The 17,837-nt window shown below is 73.2% G+C and carries 11 protein-coding genes; 4 read left to right on the forward strand and 7 right to left on the reverse strand.

The window, feature by feature from the left end:
- Positions 1-55 precede the first annotated feature (55 nt).
- The 4 genes from HJG43_13455 to clpB all read right to left on the reverse strand — a co-directional run bounded on the left by HJG43_13455 (position 56) and on the right by clpB (position 9,818).
- Positions 56-3,013, reverse strand: coding sequence for an EAL domain-containing protein (locus tag HJG43_13455; protein UER55376.1), 2,958 nt, complete (start codon positions 3,011-3,013; stop codon positions 56-58).
- 117 nt (positions 3,014-3,130) lie between these two features.
- The gene (locus HJG43_13460; GenBank protein ID UER55377.1) at positions 3,131-6,229 is read right to left on the reverse strand and encodes an efflux RND transporter permease subunit; all 3,099 of its coding nucleotides are present in this window, start codon (positions 6,227-6,229) and stop codon (positions 3,131-3,133) included.
- 59 nt (positions 6,230-6,288) lie between these two features.
- A complete protein-coding gene (locus HJG43_13465; protein UER55378.1) occupies positions 6,289-7,143 on the reverse strand; it encodes an alpha/beta hydrolase in 855 nt (284 codons plus the stop codon).
- 59 nt (positions 7,144-7,202) lie between these two features.
- Positions 7,203-9,818, reverse strand: a complete 2,616-nt coding sequence (gene clpB / locus HJG43_13470; GenBank protein ID UER55379.1) for an ATP-dependent chaperone ClpB — start codon at positions 9,816-9,818, stop codon at positions 7,203-7,205.
- Positions 9,819-9,952: 134 nt separating this feature from the next.
- Between clpB and HJG43_13475 the strand changes: the two genes are divergently transcribed.
- A complete protein-coding gene (locus tag HJG43_13475; protein ID UER55380.1) occupies positions 9,953-11,572 on the forward strand; it encodes an alanine:cation symporter family protein in 1,620 nt (539 codons plus the stop codon).
- Positions 11,573-11,599: 27 nt separating this feature from the next.
- Here HJG43_13475 and HJG43_13480 read toward each other — a convergent pair whose 3' ends face one another.
- Positions 11,600-12,817 carry an ROK family transcriptional regulator gene (locus tag HJG43_13480; protein ID UER55381.1) on the reverse strand — a complete coding sequence of 406 codons (1,218 nt, stop codon included), beginning with the start codon at positions 12,815-12,817 and terminating at the stop codon, positions 11,600-11,602.
- Between HJG43_13480 and HJG43_13485 the strand changes: the two genes are divergently transcribed.
- The 3 genes from HJG43_13485 to HJG43_13495 all read left to right on the forward strand — a co-directional run bounded on the left by HJG43_13485 (position 12,816) and on the right by HJG43_13495 (position 16,253).
- Positions 12,816-14,069 (forward strand): sugar ABC transporter substrate-binding protein, encoded by a 1,254-nt coding sequence (locus tag HJG43_13485; protein UER55382.1) that lies wholly within the window; start codon positions 12,816-12,818, stop codon positions 14,067-14,069. The two genes, HJG43_13480 and HJG43_13485, sit on opposite strands and share 2 nt — an antisense overlap.
- Before the next feature lie 91 nt (positions 14,070-14,160).
- On the forward strand, positions 14,161-15,009 hold the full coding sequence (locus HJG43_13490; protein ID UER55383.1) for a sugar ABC transporter ATP-binding protein: 849 nt from the start codon (positions 14,161-14,163) through the stop codon (positions 15,007-15,009).
- Complete coding sequence (locus HJG43_13495) at positions 15,006-16,253, forward strand: sugar ABC transporter permease (GenBank protein ID UER55384.1); 1,248 nt, start codon at positions 15,006-15,008, stop codon at positions 16,251-16,253. The genes HJG43_13490 and HJG43_13495 overlap by 4 nt, the downstream gene beginning before the upstream one ends.
- A gap of 75 nt (positions 16,254-16,328) precedes the next feature.
- Here HJG43_13495 and HJG43_13500 read toward each other — a convergent pair whose 3' ends face one another.
- Both HJG43_13500 and HJG43_13505 read right to left on the reverse strand, forming a co-directional pair.
- The gene (locus HJG43_13500; protein UER55979.1) at positions 16,329-16,706 is read right to left on the reverse strand and encodes a MerR family transcriptional regulator; all 378 of its coding nucleotides are present in this window, start codon (positions 16,704-16,706) and stop codon (positions 16,329-16,331) included.
- A gap of 96 nt (positions 16,707-16,802) precedes the next feature.
- A complete protein-coding gene (locus tag HJG43_13505) occupies positions 16,803-17,822 on the reverse strand; it encodes a DnaJ domain-containing protein (protein ID UER55385.1) in 1,020 nt (339 codons plus the stop codon).
- Between the last annotated feature and the right edge of the window lie 15 nt (positions 17,823-17,837).

Consider the following 17,837-nt stretch of genomic DNA (forward strand, 5'->3'; position numbering starts at 1 on the left):
ACGGCTGGGCCGTGCGGGGTGGCGGGATTGCATGATCACCGAGGGTGGTGGGGGGTCAGGGGGTGAAGGTGGCGGTGGGGGTGGGGCGGCCGAACAACCAGCCCTGACCGAAGTCGCAGCCGGCAGCGCGCAGGCTGAGCTCCTGGTCACGAGTCTCGACTCCCTCGGCGGTCACCTGGAGCCGGTGCGCGTGCGCGACCTCGACGATGGCCCGCACCGTGGCCTCGGCGGCGACGTCCCGCTGGCCGAGCCGGCTGACGAACGACCGGTCGATCTTGAGGAAGTCCAGCGGCAGCCGCTGCAGGTAGGCCAGCGCCGAGTACCCGGTGCCGAAGTCGTCGAGCCCGACCGCGACCCCGGCGTCCCGCAGCACGCCGAGCGCCTGGTCTGCCTCGGTGGTGGCCTCGAGCAGCACGGTCTCGGTGATCTCGACCTGCAGCCGGTGGCCCGGTAGACCGTGGCGGGCCAGGGCGCCGACGACCTGGTCGGCGAAGCCCGGCTCGTGCAGGCTGCGGCTGGAGACGTTGACCGCGACGTGGGGCAGGTCTGCCCCGGGACCGGCGAGCCACGCGGCGACCTGCTCGACGACCCACTGGTCCACCCGCACGATGAGCCCGGTCTCCTCGGCCACGCCGATGAACGCGGCCGGCGGCAGCAGAACCCCGTCGGAGGTGGCGACCCGGACGAGCGCCTCGGCCCCGACGACGGTCCTCGACGCCAGGTCCACGACCGGCTGGAGGTGCACCCGCAGCCCGTCACCGTCCAGCGCGGCCCGCAGGACGTTCTCGACGTCCACCCGCGCCACCGCCAGGGCCCGGGTCTCGTCGTCGCACAGGGCGACCCGGTCGCGGCCGGCGTCCTTGGCCCGGTAGAGCGCGAGGTCGGCCTCCCGCATCAGGTCGGACGTCGTGTGGCCGCTCGTGCGGGCGATCGCCACCCCGACGCTGGCGGAGGTCACCACCCGCCGTCCCGAGGGCAGGTCGTACGGCTCCCGCAGGCTCACGGCGATCCGGTCGGCGACGTCGAGCGCGGCCTGGGTGCTCGTGCCCTCGATGAGGACGACGAACTCGTCCCCGCCGAGACGGGCGACGTCGCCGCGAGCAGGCACGGCCTGGCGCAGCCGCCCGGCGACCGCGACGAGCAGCTCGTCGCCGACCGGGTGGCCGAGCGCGTCGTTGACGAGCTTGAACCGGTCGAGGTCGAGCATGAGGGCGGCGAGCGCGGTCCCGTCGCCGGGTTCGGAGGGCAGCCGGCCGAGGGCGGCGGTCAGGGTCTGGGTGAACCGGGTGCGGTTGGCCAGCCCGGTCAGGGTGTCCGTCATCGCCATCCGGCGCAGCGAGGCCTCGGCCCGGCGCTGGTCGGTGACGTCGAGGTAGTGCACGAGGACGCACGGCTCGGCGCCGGGGCTGGCGCCCATCACCGCCGACCGGGCCCACGCGTGCAGCAGCCGCCCGTCCTCGCGGGTCAGCAGGACGTCGCGCGCGGCGACCTGCCGGCCGGCGCCGAGCCGGGCGAGGTCCGCGGCGGCGTCGGGGAGCTCGTCGGGGTGCAGCCACCGGGTGATGGGCCGGTCGACGAGGCCGTCCGGGCCGACACCCAGCATCTCCACCAGCGCGGTGTTGGCGCGCAGCACGGTCCCGGCCCGCTCCGGAGCCAGCGAGATGATCGCCATCCCGGTCGGGGCGTCGTCGAACGCCGCGCGGAACATCTCCTCGGAGTCGGCCACCGCTCGCAGCGACTGCTCCCGCTCGGTGACGTCGAGCGTGGTGCCGTGGATGTGCCGGACCCGACCGTCCTGGTCGTGGACGACGTCGCTCCAGGACTGCAGGTAGCGCACCGTGCCGTCGTCGTGGACGACCCGGAACACCCGGCTCCCAGCCTGCCTGTCGTCCGGGGTGAGCAGCTCCCGGTCCTCGGGGTGGACCCGGTCGAGCAGCCCCTGGATCCCCGGCGGCTCACCGGGCTCCAGCCCGACGAGGGCGAACATCGCGTCGGACCAGACGTGCCGGTCGTTCAGGACGTCGTAGTCCCACCAGGCGAGTCCGGTCACCGCGGTCGCCGCGGCCAGCCGGCGCTGGCTGCGGCGCAGGTCCTCGGTCACCCGGATCCGGGCGGTGACGTCGGCGACCCGAGTGACGACGCTCGTCATCTGGCCGGCGTCGTCGTGCACCGGCAGGGCGGTGAGCTCCAACCAGGCGGAGCCCCCGTCGCCGCGGTGGACGTGGACGAGCCGGTCGCGGACCGGCTCGCCGGTGCGCAGCGTCGTCGCGGTCGGCAGGTCGGCGACGGCGAGCTCCCCGCCGTCCTCGTCGAACCACTGCCACCCGGTACGCACCGGGCGGCCGACCAGCCCGTCGTCCTCGGCCCCCAGGATCCTCTCGGCCGTCGTGTTGGCCACCAGGACGATCCCGTCCGGGGCGGAGCGGACGACGATCCCCTCGTCCAGGGCGTCGAAGACGGTGCCGAGCAGGCTCTCCTGCTCGGCGGCCCGGACGGCGTCCTGCAGCCGGGCAGCCACCGCGCCGGCGACGAGCTGGGCGACGGCGACGTCGTCGTCCCCGAAGAGCCGCGGGGCCCGGCCGACCAGGCCGAGCAACCCGTGCGGCCGGCCGTTGACGAGCAGCGGCACGACGACCGAGGACCGGATGGCGTGCAGCTCGCTGTACCGGGCGGAGACGCGCGGGTCGTCCGCGGCGTCGTGGCAGACCTGCACCTGCCGGGTGGCCAGCGCCTCCCCGGCGACGCTGTGCGCGGTCGGCACCTCCTCACCAGGACGCGGCCCGGGCCCGCCGTCGTCCCCGACGACGACCCGGAAGAGCTGGCTGCCGCCCTCCGCGGTGGAGACGACCACGAGGTCAGCCGCGGTGAGCCGGTGCACGCCCTCGGCGGCCACCTCGAGCGCCGAGTGCGGCGCCGCCGACAGCACCCGAGCGGCGAGCTCGGCGACGTCACCGAGCAGGCGCCCCGGCACCTGCCGGGGCGCCACCGGCAGCGGTCGCGCCAACCCCGTCATGCTCGCTGTCTCGGCGTCCTGCCGGCGTTCCTTGAGGTCCTGGGGCCGGACGTCGCCGCCGGGCGCCCCGCCCGGCGCCCCGCCGGGCGCCCGGGCGGGCGCCCGGGTGGGAACCGGTCAGTCGGCACTGGCCTCGGCGCGCCGGTGCCGCCGGCCGCGTCGGGTCCCCGCCCGGCCGAGCATGTCGTAGAGCACCGGCACGAGCACGAGGGTGAGCAGGGTGGACGTGGTCAGTCCGCCGATCACCACCAGCGCCAGCGGCTGGGAGATGAAGACGCTGCCGCCGGTGAGGCCCAGGGACATCGGGATGAGGGCGCCGATCGTGGCCGCGGCGGTCATGAGGATCGGCCGCAGGCGGTAGCGGGCCCCCTCCACGACCGCCTCGGTGACGGACAGGCCCCGTCGCCGGTGCTGGTTGACCAGGTCGATGAGGACGATGGCGTTGGTGACGACGATGCCGACCAGCATGAGCAGGCCGATCAGGGCCGGTACGCCGAGCGGCGTGCCGGTGATGAGCAGCATGCCCAGCGCCCCGGTCGCGGCGAACGGCACGGAGACCAGCAGGATCAGCGGCTGGGTGAGGGACCGGAACGTGGCGACCATGATCAGGTAGACGATGGCGATCGAGGCGAGCAGCGCCAGGCCGAGGTCGGCGAAGGCCTCCTCCTGCTCGGCGCTGATCCCTGCGATGTCGGCCTCGGCTCCCTCGGGCAGGTCCAGGGCGTCCAGCTCCTCCTGCAGCCGGGTGGTGACCCCGCCGAGGTTCTGGTCGGTGGCGGTGGCGGTGACGTTCGCGGTCCGGACGCCGTCCTGCCGGGTCAGCGAGGTGGGCTGCTCGGTCTCGGTGACCTCGGCGATCTGACCGAGCGGCACCACGCCGGTCGCCGTGGGCACCGGGACGGCGCGCAGCGCCTCGACGTCCGGCGGGGCCTCGCCCATCCGCAGCACGAGGTCCACCGTCTCCCCGTCGACAGCAGCCTCACCCACCGGGGCACCGCGCAGCAGGCCGGCGAGCGCCTGCCCGACCGCGGCCTCACTCGTCCCGGCGGCGGCGGCCGCCTGCCGGTCGACGTCCACGGTCACGGCCGGGGAGTCCGAGGCGAGGTTGTTCACCACGTCCGTCAGCCCGTCCACCCGGCCCATGGCCTCCTGGACGGCGGCGGCCGCCTCGGCCAGGGCCTCGTCGTCGTCCGCCTGGACCAGGACCTCCACCGGCGGCAGGGCGAAGCCCGCCTGCGCCGCGGTGACGGTGACCTCGCCGACGTCGTCGAGCTCGGCCAGCCGCTCGCGCAGCTCACTCTGGATCCGCTCGGCGTCGGCCTCCAGCTCGGCGGTGATCGAGAACGTCGCGGTGTTGGACCCGCCGGCACCGCCGAGGAACAGCGCCTCGATGCCTTCGCCGGAGCCGACGGTCACCTGGTAGGTGTCCACGCCCTCGACGTCGGCGATGACCTGCTCGATCTGCCGGGCCGCCTCGTCGGTCGCCTCCAACGAGGTGCCGGGCGGCATCTCCTGGCTGATCGCCACGGTGTTCTGCCCGGCGTCCCCGATGAAGTTGGTCTCCAGCCGGGTGGACAGCCCCACGGTCCCGGCCAGCACCACGACCGCGGCCACCAGGACCAGCACCGGGTGCCGCAGGCTCGTGCGCAGCGCCGGCAGGTAGGAGCGCTGCAGGGCACCGTTGCGCTCGCGCTCCTCGACCCGCTCCCGCTCGACCGACGCCTCGGACGCGTCCGTGCTCCCGCGCAGGAACCAGTAGGCGAGCACCGGGATGATGGTCAGGGCGACGAGCAGCGAGGCCAGCAGCGCGATGGCCACGGTGAACGCGAAGGGCCGGAACAGCTCACCGACCTGTCCGCCGACGATGCCCAGCGGCACGAAGACAGCGGCGGTCGTGATCGTCGAGGACGTCACCGCCCCGGCGACCTCCCGGACGGCGGTGAGGATCGCCGCCGTCTTCTCCTCGCCGTAGCCGAGGTGCCGCTTGATGTTCTCGATGACGACGATCGAGTCGTCGACCACTCGTCCCACGGCGACGGTCAGCGCGCCGAGGGTCAGGATGTTGAGGGTGTACCCCCCGACCGACAGCCCGATCAGCGCGATGAGCAGGGACAGGGGGATGGACACCGCGGTCACCAGCGTCGAGCGCAGTGACATGAGGAAGACCATGATCACCAGGACGGCGAAGATGAGCCCGAGGAGCCCCTCGGTGCTGAGGTCCTCGATGGACTGCTCGATGAACGGCGCCTGGTCGAAGACGACCTCGATCTCGGCGCCCTCGCCGAGCGACTCCTCCCACTCGGGGATGAGCTCACGGACCTCCTCGGAGATGTTCACCACGTTGCCGTCCGGCGTCTTGGTGATCCCGAGCGCCAGGCTCGGCTCGCCGTTGGTGCGCGCGAAGGAGGTGGCGGCCACCGGCTGGAGCTCGACCGTGGCGATGTCTCCCAGGGTCAGGGGCTGCCCCTCGGCGGGGGCCGGCAGCGGCAGGGCCGCGATCTCCTCGACGGTGGTCAGGCGCTCACCGACAACGACGCTCAGGGTGCGCCCGTCGTCCTCGACGGTGCCGGCCGGGACCACGACGCCGTTGGCCTCGAGGGTCGAGGTGATCGCGTCCACCCCCAGTCCGGAGGCGCCCAGCGCGGCCGGGTCGGGGGTGATGAGGACGTGCAGGTCCCGGGCACCGGTGAGGGTCGCCTCCTGGACGCCCTCGATGGTCCGCAGCTGGGGCAGCACCTCGTCCTCCAGCTGCCTGACCAGCTCTCGCTCGCCGGACCCCGAGTCCGCCACGGCCAGCTGCACGACCGGGAGCTGGTCGATGCTGCCGGCCACGACCGTGGGGGTGGAGTTGGACGGCAGGGTCGGCGCCGCCCGGTTCATCGCCTGCTGGAGCTCTTGCTCGGCGTAGTCCATGTCCGTGCCGTAGGCCAGCTCCACGATCACCATGGACAGTCCGTTGGTGCTGGTGGACGTCGTCCCCTCCAGGCCCTCGACCACGCCCACGGCGTTCTCGACCACCGTGGTGACCTGCTGCTCGACCACCTCCGCCGACGCTCCTGGCTGCGGGGTGACCACGACCGCGACCGGGATCTCCAGTGACGGGATGAGCTCCTGACGCAGCGACGTGGTGGCGAAGACTCCTGCCACCACGCTCATCAGCGTCAGGAGCGCCACGATGGCGCGGTTGGCGAGGCTCAGCCGGGCGAGGCGGACCATCGGTCACTCCAGGTGGGTCGGGGTCGGCGTACTCCAGGGGCCGCATGAAGCATGCCGCATCACGATCGGCCGCCCGACACCGGCAGGAGGTCGAGCAGCGCGGCGGCCACCCGGTCAGGGTGCTCGAACATCAGCATGTGCCCGGCGCCGGGCACGACGTCCAACCGGGCGCCGGGCAGCCGGGCCGCCAGCCGGGCGGAGTGCTCGGGCGGGGTGAGCCGGTCCCGCTGCCCGGCCAGCACGGTGACCGGGACGCCGTCCAGGGCCGGCAGGTGACCGGTGCCGTCGAAGGCGCTCAGTGCGAGGTACCAGCCGCCGGTGCTGCGGGCGGTCGGTGGCGGGACGCCCGCCCGCACCCGTCGGACGACGTCAGGCGGGGCGGAGCGCCCGTAGCCGTACCGGCGGGCGAGCGGTCCGGGGACCCGGGGCACCCGGACGGCGGGGGGCGCGGCCGTGAGCAGCCGCATCACCCGCGCCACCCACGGACGTGGCCGCAGCCGGTCGGCAGCGGTGTTGACGAGCAGCACCCCGGCGAGCCGGGCGCGCAGCTCGGGGTGCCGGTCCACCGCGGCGAGGACGCTCATCCCACCCATCGAGTGGCCGGCCAGCACCACCGGCCCGTGCGGGGCAACGCGCTGTGCGACGGCGGCGAGGTCGTCGGCGAGCACGGCGATGCTCGGCTCACCGCCGCCGGGTGCGGGTCGGCTGTCACCGTGGTCGCGCTGGTCGGGGCGCACGACGGCCACGTCCGGACGCTCGGCCAGCACCCGGTCGACCACCGGCTGCCAGGACGCCCCGGTCATCGTCCAGCCGTGGACGAGCACGGCAGTGACGGCCGGACGCTCGGCGCCGGCGGTCCGCACCGCCAGCACCGCGCCGTCCGGCCGCCTCAGGTCGAACCAGTCGTCGGACACTGACCCGAGCCTACGGACGGGGTCCGACGGCGGCAGCCACCGTGCTCACCGCACCGCGTTCAGCCCACCGGCGCGGCGTCCGCCACCCGGACGACGAGTCCCGCGGAGTCCGGCGCAGTGCCGTCACTGGGCCGGTCGACGACCACGGTGTCACCGTCGCGCACCTCGCCGCTGAGCAGCGCCCGGGCCAGCTGGTCGCCGATCTCGCGCTGGACCAGACGCCGCAGCGGCCGGGCACCGTAGGCCGGGTCGTACCCCTCCAGGGCCAGCCACTCCCGGGCGGCGTCGGTGACCTCGAGGCGCAGTCGCCGGTCGGTGAGCCGCTCGGCGAGCCGCGCGACCTGCAGGTCGACGATGTGCGCGAGCTCGTCCGTCGACAGCGCGTCGAAGACCACGACGTCGTCCAGCCGGTTGAGGAACTCCGGCTTGAACGTCTGCCGGACGACGCGGAGCACCGCCTCGTGCTTGGCCTCGGTGTCCAGCGTCGGGTCGACGAGGTACTGCGAGCCGAGGTTCGAGGTCAGCACGAGGATGGTGTTGCGGAAGTCCACCGTGCGGCCCTGGCCGTCGGTGAGCCGGCCGTCGTCGAGGACCTGCAGCAGGATGTCGAACACCTCCGGGTGGGCCTTCTCCACCTCGTCGAGCAGGACGACGGAGTAGGGCCGGCGGCGCACCGCCTCGGTGAGCTGGCCGCCCTCCTCGTACCCGACGTACCCGGGCGGGGCGCCGACCAGCCGGGCGACGGAGTGCTTCTCGCCGTACTCGCTCATGTCGATGCGGACCATCGCCCGCTCGTCGTCGAAGAGGAAGTCGGCGAGCGCCTTGGCCAGCTCGGTCTTGCCGACGCCGGTGGGGCCGAGGAAGAGGAAGGACCCGGTCGGGCGGTCGGGGTCGGCGACCCCGGCCCGGGAGCGGCGGACGGCGTCGGAGACGGCCCGCACGGCACGGGTCTGCCCGATCAGCCGGCGACCGAGGTACTCCTCCATCCGCAGCAGCTTCTCGGTCTCGCCCTCGAGCAGCCGGCCCGCGGGGATCCCGGTCCAGGCCGCCACGACGTCCGCGACGTCGTCCGGGCCGACGCGCTCGGAGACCATCGACGTCCCGGAGGCCTGCTTCTCGGCGGCCTCCGCCTCGGCGAGCTCCCGCTCGATCTGCGGGATCCGGCCGTAGAGCAGCTCGCTGGCGGCACCCAGGTCCCCCTCGCGCTGCAGCCGGTCGGCCTGCACCCGGAGCTCGTCGAGCTGCTGGCGCAGCTCGCCGGCGCGGTTGAGCGCGGCCTTCTCCGCCTCCCACCGGGCGTTGAGCGCGGCCAGCTGCTCGGACCGGTCGGCGAGGTCCGCGCGCAACCGCTCGAGGCGTTCGCGGGAGGCCTCGTCGTCCGCCTTGGACAGCGCCAGCTCCTCCATCCGCAGCCGGTCGACCGTCCGACGCAGCTCGTCGATCTCGACCGGCGAGGAGTCGATCTCCATCCGCAGCCGGGACGCGGCCTCGTCGACGAGGTCGATCGCCTTGTCCGGCAGCTGGCGCCCGGTGATGTACCGGTCCGACAGGGTCGCCGCGGCGACGAGGGCGGCGTCGGTGATCTCGACCTTGTGGTGGGCCTGGTAGCGCTCCTTGAGGCCGCGCAGGATCGCGATGGTGTCCTCGACGCTCGGCTCACCGACGAACACCTGCTGGAACCGCCGCTCGAGCGCCGGGTCCTTCTCGATCCGTTCGCGGTACTCGTCGAGCGTGGTGGCACCGATGAGCCGCAGCTCGCCCCGGGCGAGCATCGGCTTGAGCATGTTGCCGGCGTCCATCGACCCTTCGGCGGCACCGGCACCCACGACGGTGTGCAGCTCGTCGATGAAGGTGATGATCTGCCCCTCGGCGGCGGCGATCTCGGCGAGGACGGCCTTGAGCCGCTCCTCGAACTCCCCGCGGTACTTGGCGCCGGCGACCATCGCGCCGAGGTCGAGGGCGATGAGGCGCTTGCCGCGCAGGGACTCCGGCACGTCGCCGTTGACGATCCGCTGCGCCAGCCCCTCGACGACGGCGGTCTTGCCGACGCCCGGCTCACCGATGAGCACCGGGTTGTTCTTCGTCCGCCGCGACAGCACCTGGACGACGCGTCGGATCTCGGCGTCCCGGCCGATCACGGGGTCGAGCCGGCCCTCGCGGGCCCGCTCGGTGAGGTCGACGCCGTACTGCTCCAGGGCCTTGTACGTGCCCTCCGGGTCGGGGGTGGTCACCTTGGCGCCGCCGCGGACCTCGGGCAGGGCGGCCGCCAGCGCGTCCCGGGTGGCACCCGTCGAGCGCAGGACGTCGCCGGTGGGCCCGGTGTCGGCGGCCAGGCCGAGAAGCAGGTGCTCGGTGGACACGTAGCTGTCACCGAGGGCGGAGGCCTCCTCCTGGGCGGCGGAGATGGCCTGGTAGGCCGCACGGGACAGCTGCGGGGACGCCACCGACGCCCCGGACGCCGTCGGCAGCGCGGCCAGGACGCCGCGGACCCGCTCGAGGACCTGGGCCGGCGCGGCCCCGACGGCCTCGAGCAGGTGCGCTGCGACGCCGTCCGTCTGGGCCGCGAGCGCGGCGAGCAGGTGCGCCGGCTCCACCTGCGGGTGCCCGGCGGTGGCCGCCTGCTGGACGGCGCTCGACAGGGCCTCCTGCGTCTTCGTCGTGGGTTTGAAGTCCATTTCCCCTCCTGGGGGCTCGTACCAGTTCTCTGCCGAGGTCAACACCGGACAGAGTTGAGTCTGTTCCGCTCAAGTCAGGTTCGGAAGATGTGCCGGGTTGCGACGTCCGTCACCCCGGAGTACCACCGTCCGCCATGGCGTCCCCCACCGCTCTGGCGCCCGCCGTCGCGGCGACCGCCAGCGAGTCCACTGCCAGCGAGTCCACCGTCCTCGGACGGGTCGAGGAGTCGATCAACAACCTGTTCGCCCCCGTGACGGACGTCGCGACCCGCGTCGTCTTCGCCGAGATCACCGTGGCGGGGGTCTCCTTCCCCGTCGTCGTCGGCTGGCTCGTCCTCGCGGCCCTGATCATCACGATCTACTTCGGGTTCATCCAGGCGCGCGGGATCAAGGTGTCCACCGAGGTGGTCCGGGGGCACTACTCGCACGAGCGGGACCCGGGCGAGGTGCCGCACTTCCAGGCCCTCACCTCGGCGCTGTCCGGCACGGTCGGGCTGGGCAACATCGCCGGCGTGGGCGTCGCGGTGGCGCTCGGCGGACCGGGTGCCACGCTGTGGATGATCCTCGCCGGCCTCCTCGGCATGGCGACGAAGTTCGCCGAGTGCACGCTCGGGGTGAAGTACCGGGAGGTCCACGAGGACGGCACGGTCACCGGCGGCCCGTTCCGGTACCTGCCGGTCGCCTTCGAGCGGTTCGGGTCCCTCGCCTCGAGGACCCTCACCGGCGTCTACGCCCTCGCGATCATCCTGTTCGGCGTCGCCGGCGGGAACATGTTCCAGAGCAACCAGACCTACGCCCAGGCGCGTGAGGTCACCGGGGGCGCCGACGGGCCGCTGGGCTCTCCCGGCGCGGCGTTCGTCTTCGGCCTCGTGCTGGCCGGCCTCGTCGCGCTCGTCATCCTCGGCGGGATGCGCTCCATCGGCGCGGTGACCAGCCGCCTCGTCCCGGCGATGGCGGCCGTCTACGTGCTGGCCTGCCTCGTCGTGATCGGGATGAACCTGCCGCAGGTCCCCGGCGCGTTCGGCGAGATCCTCAGCGGCGCCTTCTCCCCGACGGGTGTGGCGGGCGGGGTCGTCGGCGTCATGGTCATCGGCTTCCAGCGGGCGGCGTTCTCCAACGAGGCCGGGCTCGGCTCGGCCGCGATCGCGCACTCCGCGGTGAAGACCCGCCGTCCGGTGAGCGAGGGCTTCGTGGCCATGCTCGAGCCGTTCGTCGACACCGTCGTCATCTGCACGATGACCGCGCTGACCATCGTCATCGCCCGGCCCGACAGCTTCGTCGCCGCCCGCTCCGAGGTGGCCGAGACCGGCGGCACGACGGCCGACGGCGTCGTCCTGACCTCGGACGCCTTCGCCACCGCCCTGCCGTGGTTCCCGGTCGTGCTCGCGGTCGCCGTCGCACTGTTCGCGTTCTCCACCCTCATCACGTGGAGCTACTACGGGCTCAAGGCGTGGACGACGCTGTTCGGCCGCAGCCGGACCTCCGAGCTCGTCTACAAGCTGGTGTTCCTCACGTTCACCGTCACCGGGGCCGTCCTGACCTTCAGCGAGGTCCTCGGCTTCGCCGACGCCATGCTCTTCGTCTGCGCCTTCGTCAACCTGCTCGCGGTGTACCTGCTGCTGCCGGTGGTCAAGCAGGAGATGCGCGAGTACCTCGAGGACCGGCGCAGCGGCGAGCTCGCCCGGCTCGGTGCCGGTAGGTCCGACCGGGCCACGGAGCTCCGGCGGACCGGGGAGGACATGCCGCCCGCCTGAGAGCCGCAGCGGCACGAGGTCGGCGCGTCAGCGCGCAAGGGCCGCAGGCAGGTCTGCGCGTTCCGCCGCGAGCACGAGAGCGCCGACCACCTCGGCGCGCTCCTTGAGCTCGCCCACGACGACGGTGACCCGGTCGGCTGCCGACGGGATCGCGAAGCGGGCCACGACGTCGCGCATCGGGTCCAGCAGGAGATCACCGGCTGCGGCGAGACCGCCTCCCACGACGATGCGCTGCGGGTTGAGCAGGTTGCACAGGCTCGCAGCAGCCACGCCGATGTGCCGGCCGGCGTCGGCGACCACTCGGGCGCAGCCGGTGTCGCCGTCGCGAGCACGCAGCGTCACCTCCCGAAGGGACAGGTTGCCGTGGCTCGCGCGCAGGGACTCGAGCAGCACCGGAGCCCGCACGAAGGTCTCCAGACAGCCCCGGTTGCCACAGCGGCACACCGGCCCGTTCTCGTCGATGGAGACGTGCCCGATCTCACCGGCCGTGCCACCGTGCCCGCGGAACACCTTCCCGCCGAGCACGAGCCCGGAGCCGACCCCGTGCGAGATCTTGATGTACGCGAAGTCGTCGCAGCCGCGGCCTGCTCCGTGCTGTCCCTCTCCCAGCGCGCCGAGGTTGGCGTCGTTGTCGACGTGCACGGGAACGCCGAGCCGGGCCGACAACTGGTCAGCGAGCCGGATGCCACCCCACCCGGGCAGGATCGTCGCGGACCCGACCTCGCCGGTGACGACGTCCACCGGGCCGGGCACACCCATGCCGACGCCGACCACCTCGGAGAACGCCGAGCCGACGCGGTCAAGCAGCTCACCCACGAGCAGGGCGGCGCGGTCCAGCCCCTCATCGGCCTTGTGGTCGGCCGGGAGTGGCAGCCGCTGCTCGGCGAGCACCCGCTGGGAGAGGTCCGCCACCGCGACACGCAGGTGCCGGTAGCCGAAGTCGACTCCCACGCAGATTCCTGCGGTTCGCGCCAGCGACACCCGCTGGGCGCGTCGACCGCTACGGGACGTCGGCGCGACGTCCAGCACGTCGGCGGCCACGAGCTCCTTGACGATGTTCGACACGGTCGCCGGCGAGAGCCCGGTGGCCGTCGCCACCTCCACCTGGGTCAGTGCGCCGTAGCGGCGCAGCACGTCGACCACCCTGGCACGGTTGGCTTCGCGCAGTGAAGCCTGTGACCCGGGCGCGATCGAAGGTGGGGCCGAGTTGGCCGGGTTGGCCGGGTTGGCCGGGTTGGCCGACATGGCCGACAGCCTATGCCCGGGTGGCGGCGTGTCCGTCAGAGTGAACGGCGCGTTGCGAGTTCGTTGCGTTCAGGTCTTGACGTCATCACGTGAATCCAATTCACTGACGGACACCGCGGTCCCAGCGGCCTCTCGTCGATCCACGGAGGTTCTCGTGTCCACCACCCTCTTGCGGCGGTCAGTGACCGCCACCCTGGCCGGGCTGCTCGCCGTCGGGCTCGCCGCCTGCGGCGCCAACGATGCCGAGAGCACCGCCGGGGACGACGGCAGCGACGGTGGTGGCGAGGCGCTGAAGATCGCGCTGCTGCTGCCGGAGTCCAAGACCACCCGGTACGAGGCCTTCGACCGGCCGCTGTTCGAGGCGAAGGTCGCGGAGATCTGCGAGGAGTGCGAGGTGCTCTACTCCAACGCAGACCAGGACCAGGCCAAGCAGCTCCAGCAGGCTGAGGCGGCGCTGACCGAAGGCGTCGACGTGATGGTGCTCGACCCCGTCGACTCCAAGGCCGCCGCATCCATCGTCACGTCCGCCAAGGACCAGGACGTGCCGGTGATCGCTTACGACCGCTTCATCAGCGACGCACCGATCGACTTCTACATCTCGTTCGACAACGAGAAGGTCGGTCAGCTGCAGGGCGAGTCGCTCGTCGAGAAGCTGCAGTCCGACGGCGTGACGTCCGGGAACATCGTCATGATCAACGGGTCGCCGACCGACAACAACGCCACGCTGTTCAAGGCCGGCGCCCACTCGGTGCTGGACGACAGCGGCTACACCATCGCGGCAGAGTTCGACACCCCCGACTGGAGCCCGGACGAGGCCCAGGCGTGGATGGAGGGACAGCTCGCCCAGTCCACCGACATCGTCGGCGTGTACGCGGCGAACGACGGCACTGCAGGCGGAGCGATCGCAGCGATGAAGGGCGGCGGCGTCGACCCCCTGCCCCCGGTGACCGGTCAGGACGCCGAGCTGACCGCCATCCAGCGGATCGTCGACGGCTCGCAGTACATGACCGTGTACAAGGCCATCAAGCCCGAGGCCGAGCAGGCCGCTGAGCTGGCCGTCGCTCTCGCCCGCGGCGAGAGCCCGTCCGTCGAGGGTGAGGTCGACGGTGTGCCCTCGGTGCTGCTCGAGCCGGTCGCGGTGACGGTGGAGAACCTCGCCGACACGATCGTGGCCGACGAGTTCTACACGGTCGAGGAGATCTGCACCGCGGAGTACGCCGAGGCGTGCGCCGCAGCAGGCCTGACGTCGTGAGCCCCCGGGACGCCGGACGGGCCCGTGCCCTCCGGCGTCCCCGGGTGCACGATCGGTAGCGGAGCGACCCGAGGGAGCCGGGAGAGCACGTATGACCACCGCAACCCACGCGCCGGCGGCCGGGACGGCCGGCCGACGTGAGCCAGTCCTGTCCCTGACGGGCGTCTCCAAGAGGTTCGGCGCGGTGCACGCCCTGACCGACGTCCACCTCGATGCTCGAGCCGGCGAGGTCGTCGCCCTGGTCGGGGACAACGGGGCCGGCAAGTCCACCCTGGTCAAGGTGATCGCCGGTGTGCACCCACCCGACTCCGGCACGATCCGGTTCGAAGGGCGCGAGGTCACCATCGACGGCCCGGCCGCCGCGCAACGCACCGGCATCGCCACCGTCTTCCAGGACCTCGCGCTGTGCGACAACCTCGACGTGGTCGCGAACCTGTTCCTCGGCAACGAGATCACCGCCCACGGCGTGCTCGACGAGATCGAGATGGAGCGCCGCTCCTGGGAGCTGCTGCGTCGACTGTCCGCAAAGATCCCGTCGGTCCGCATCCCGGTGGCGAGCCTGTCCGGCGGCCAGCGCCAGACGGTGGCGATCGCCCGCTCGCTGCTCGGGTCACCGAAGGTGGTGATGCTCGACGAGCCCACGGCGGCGCTCGGCGTCGCGCAGACCGCCGAGGTGCTCAACCTCGTGGAGACGCTGCGCGACCAGGGCCACGCGGTCATCCTCATCAGCCACAACATGGCCGACGTCATGGCGGTGGCCGACCGCGTCGTCGTCCTGCGGCTCGGTCGCAACAACGGCGAGTTCGACGTCAGCACGACGTCTCACGAGCAGATCGTCGCTGCCATCACCGGCGCCTCGAACAATGCCGTCACCGAGCGCGCGGCGCGCAACGCGCTCGGCACACCCGGAGAAGCCTCGCCCGAGGAGGGCACGTCGTGACCTCGTCCAGCGCCCCGCCGGTACCCGCCGACCTCGCCGACGACCGGCCCGTCCGAGAGCACGGCCTTCGTGGCTACGTCACCCCCTTCGTCCTCCGGGTGCGCTCCGGTGACCTCGGCGCCCTGCCCGTCGTGGTCGGGCTCGCCGTCATCTGGGCCGTGTTCTACGCCCTCAACCCGGTGTTCCTGTCCAGCCGGAACCTGGTGAACCTCACCCTCCAGTCAGCCGCGATCGGCACGATCGCGCTCGGCATCGTGCTCGTGCTGCTGCTCGCCGAGATCGACCTGTCGGTCGGTTCGGTCAGCGGCCTCGCCTCCGCGGTGCTGGCCGTGACGTTCGTGCAGAACTCGCTGCCCCTGGCGGTGGCGCTCCTGCTCGCCATCGGGACCGGCACCCTCGTCGGCCTGCTCTACGGAGCGCTGTACGTGCGGTTCGGCGTACCGAGCTTCGTCATCACGCTGGCCGGGCTGCTGGGCTTCCTCGGCCTGCAGCTCTACGTGCTCGGCGACACCGGCTCGATCAACCTGCCGTTCGACTCCGCGGTCGTCCAGTTCGCGCAGCAGGCCTTCCTGCCGGCGCCGCTCGCCTACGCGCTGGCCGTCGCGGTGCCCGCGGCGTATGCCGTGGCGCGGCTCGCCCACGGACGCCGCCGCGCCGCCGCCGGCCTGTCCGCCCCGCCGGTGCTGGACGTCGCGCTCCGCTCGGGGCTGCTGGCCGCCGTCCTGCTGCTCACCGTCTGGTACCTCGGCCTGGACCGCGGTGTCTCGGCGATGTTCCTGCTGTTCGCGCTGCTCGTCGTCGTGATGGACCTGGCCCTGCGTCGTACCCGGTGGGGACGCGCGGTCTTCGCTGTCGGCGGGAGCGTGGAGGCCGCGCGCCGCGCGGGTATCGCCGTGAACCGCATCTACGTGAGCGTGTTCGCCCTCGCCTCCACGCTGGCCGCCCTCGGCGGGGTGCTTGCCGCGAGCCGCGTTGCCGCCGCGAACCAGAGCTCCGGCGGCGCGGACACGAACCTCAACGCCATCGCCGCGGCAGTCATCGGTGGCACCAGCCTGTTCGGTGGCCGCGGCAGCGCGTACTCCGCCCTGCTCGGCATCCTCGTCATCCAGTCGATCGCGAGCGGCCTCACGCTGCTCAACCTCGACTCCTCCGTGCGGTACATGGTGACGGGCGCGGTCCTCCTCCTCGCCGTCACCATCGACTCGCTGTCGCGGCGCAGCCGCCGTACCCACGGTCGCGCCTGACCGCCTGGCGGCAACGGCCGGTGTCATGGCGTCGCCGTGGTTCGGGGTACCGACCCCGGTCGTCGTCGAGGCGAGTCAGGGCCGGGGGCGCCACAGGACGAGGGCCGACTCGGTCCGCAGCACGGACCGCTCCGGGCGGCGACCGCGTGGCACCGCGACCACCTCACCGGCCGGCCCGGCGGCGAACACCCGGCGGCTGCGCTGCAGCTCGGCCAGCGCGCCGTCCAGCTCCTCGCTCAGCTCGGCGACCCGACGGGACAGCGCGCCGACCTGCTGCTCGAGCTCCAGGATCCGCTTGATCCCGGCGAGGTTGACGCCCTCCTCCTGGGACAGCCGCTGCACCTCGCGCAGCAGCGCCACGTCACGAGCCGAGTAGCGCCGGCCCCGGCCCGCGGTGCGCCGGGGCCGGACCAGTCCCAGCCGGTCGTACTGGCGCAGGGTCTGCGGGTGCATGCCGGCGAGCTCGGCGGCCACCGAGATGACGAACACCGGCGCGTCCGGGTCGAACCGGTCCGGCCGGCGTTCTGCGCGCTCCCGCCCCGGCACGGCTCACCCCCTCGCCGCCCGCGCCGCCCGAGCCATCAGGTCAGCGCGCGGGTCCTCACCGGCCAGCGCGTCGCGCAGCGCCTCGGTTGCCCGGCGGGCCTCGCCGTCCAGCCGGCGCGGCACCGCCACCTGGACGGTCACGAGCAGGTCGCCGGTGCCCTTGGCGGTCCGGACGCCGCGGCCCCGGACCCGCAGGGTGCGCCCGGACGGCGTCCCGGCCGGGACCTTGACCCGCACGGTCCCGCCGTCGAGGGTCGGCACCGGGATCTCCGCGCCGAGCGCGGCCTCCGGGAAGGACACCGGCACGGTGACGCGCAGGTCGTCACCGTCGCGCTCGAACACCGGGTGCGGGGCGACCTCGACGGTGATGACGAGGTCTCCGGCGGGCGCTCCGGCCTCGCCCGGCTCACCCTTGCCGCGCAACCGGATCCGCTGCCCGTCACGCACCCCGGAGGGGATGCGGGCGGTGACGGTCCGGCCATCGGCGGTGCGCAGGGTCACGGTCGCCCCGTGCACCGCGTCGGTGAACGGCAAGGTCGTCGTGGCCTGGACGTCGGCGCCGCGCCGCGGTCCCCGTGGGGCGCGGTACCCGCCGTAGCCGGCGCCACCGCCGCCGAACACCCCGCCGAGCAGGTCCTCGAGGTTCGGCGGCACCCCGCCCCCGCCTGGGGCGCTGGTGGTGAACCGCACTCGCTGGCCCCCGCCGGCGTGCTGACCGAACAGGCCGCCGAACAGGTCCTCGAAGCCCCCGGCCGAGCCGCCGGTGCCCGCGGTGAACCGGGCCCCGCCGGCCATCGCGCGGACGGCGTCGTACTGCTCGCGCTTCTCGGGGTCGGAGAGCACCGCGTAGGCCTCGCCGACCTCCTTGAACCGCTGCTCGGCCTGCGGGTCGCCGGGGTTGGCGTCGGGGTGGAGGGTGCGGGCGAGCTTGCGGTAGGCCTTCTTGATGTCGGCCGGAGAGGCGTCCTTGGCGACGCCGAGCGTCGCGTAGAAGTCCTTCTCCAGCCAGTCCTGGCCCGTCATCGCCGCTCCCTCCTC

It is taken from the genome of Kineosporiaceae bacterium SCSIO 59966 (genome assembly GCA_020881835.1).
Lineage (GTDB): Bacteria > Actinomycetota > Actinomycetes > Actinomycetales > SCSIO-59966 > SCSIO-59966.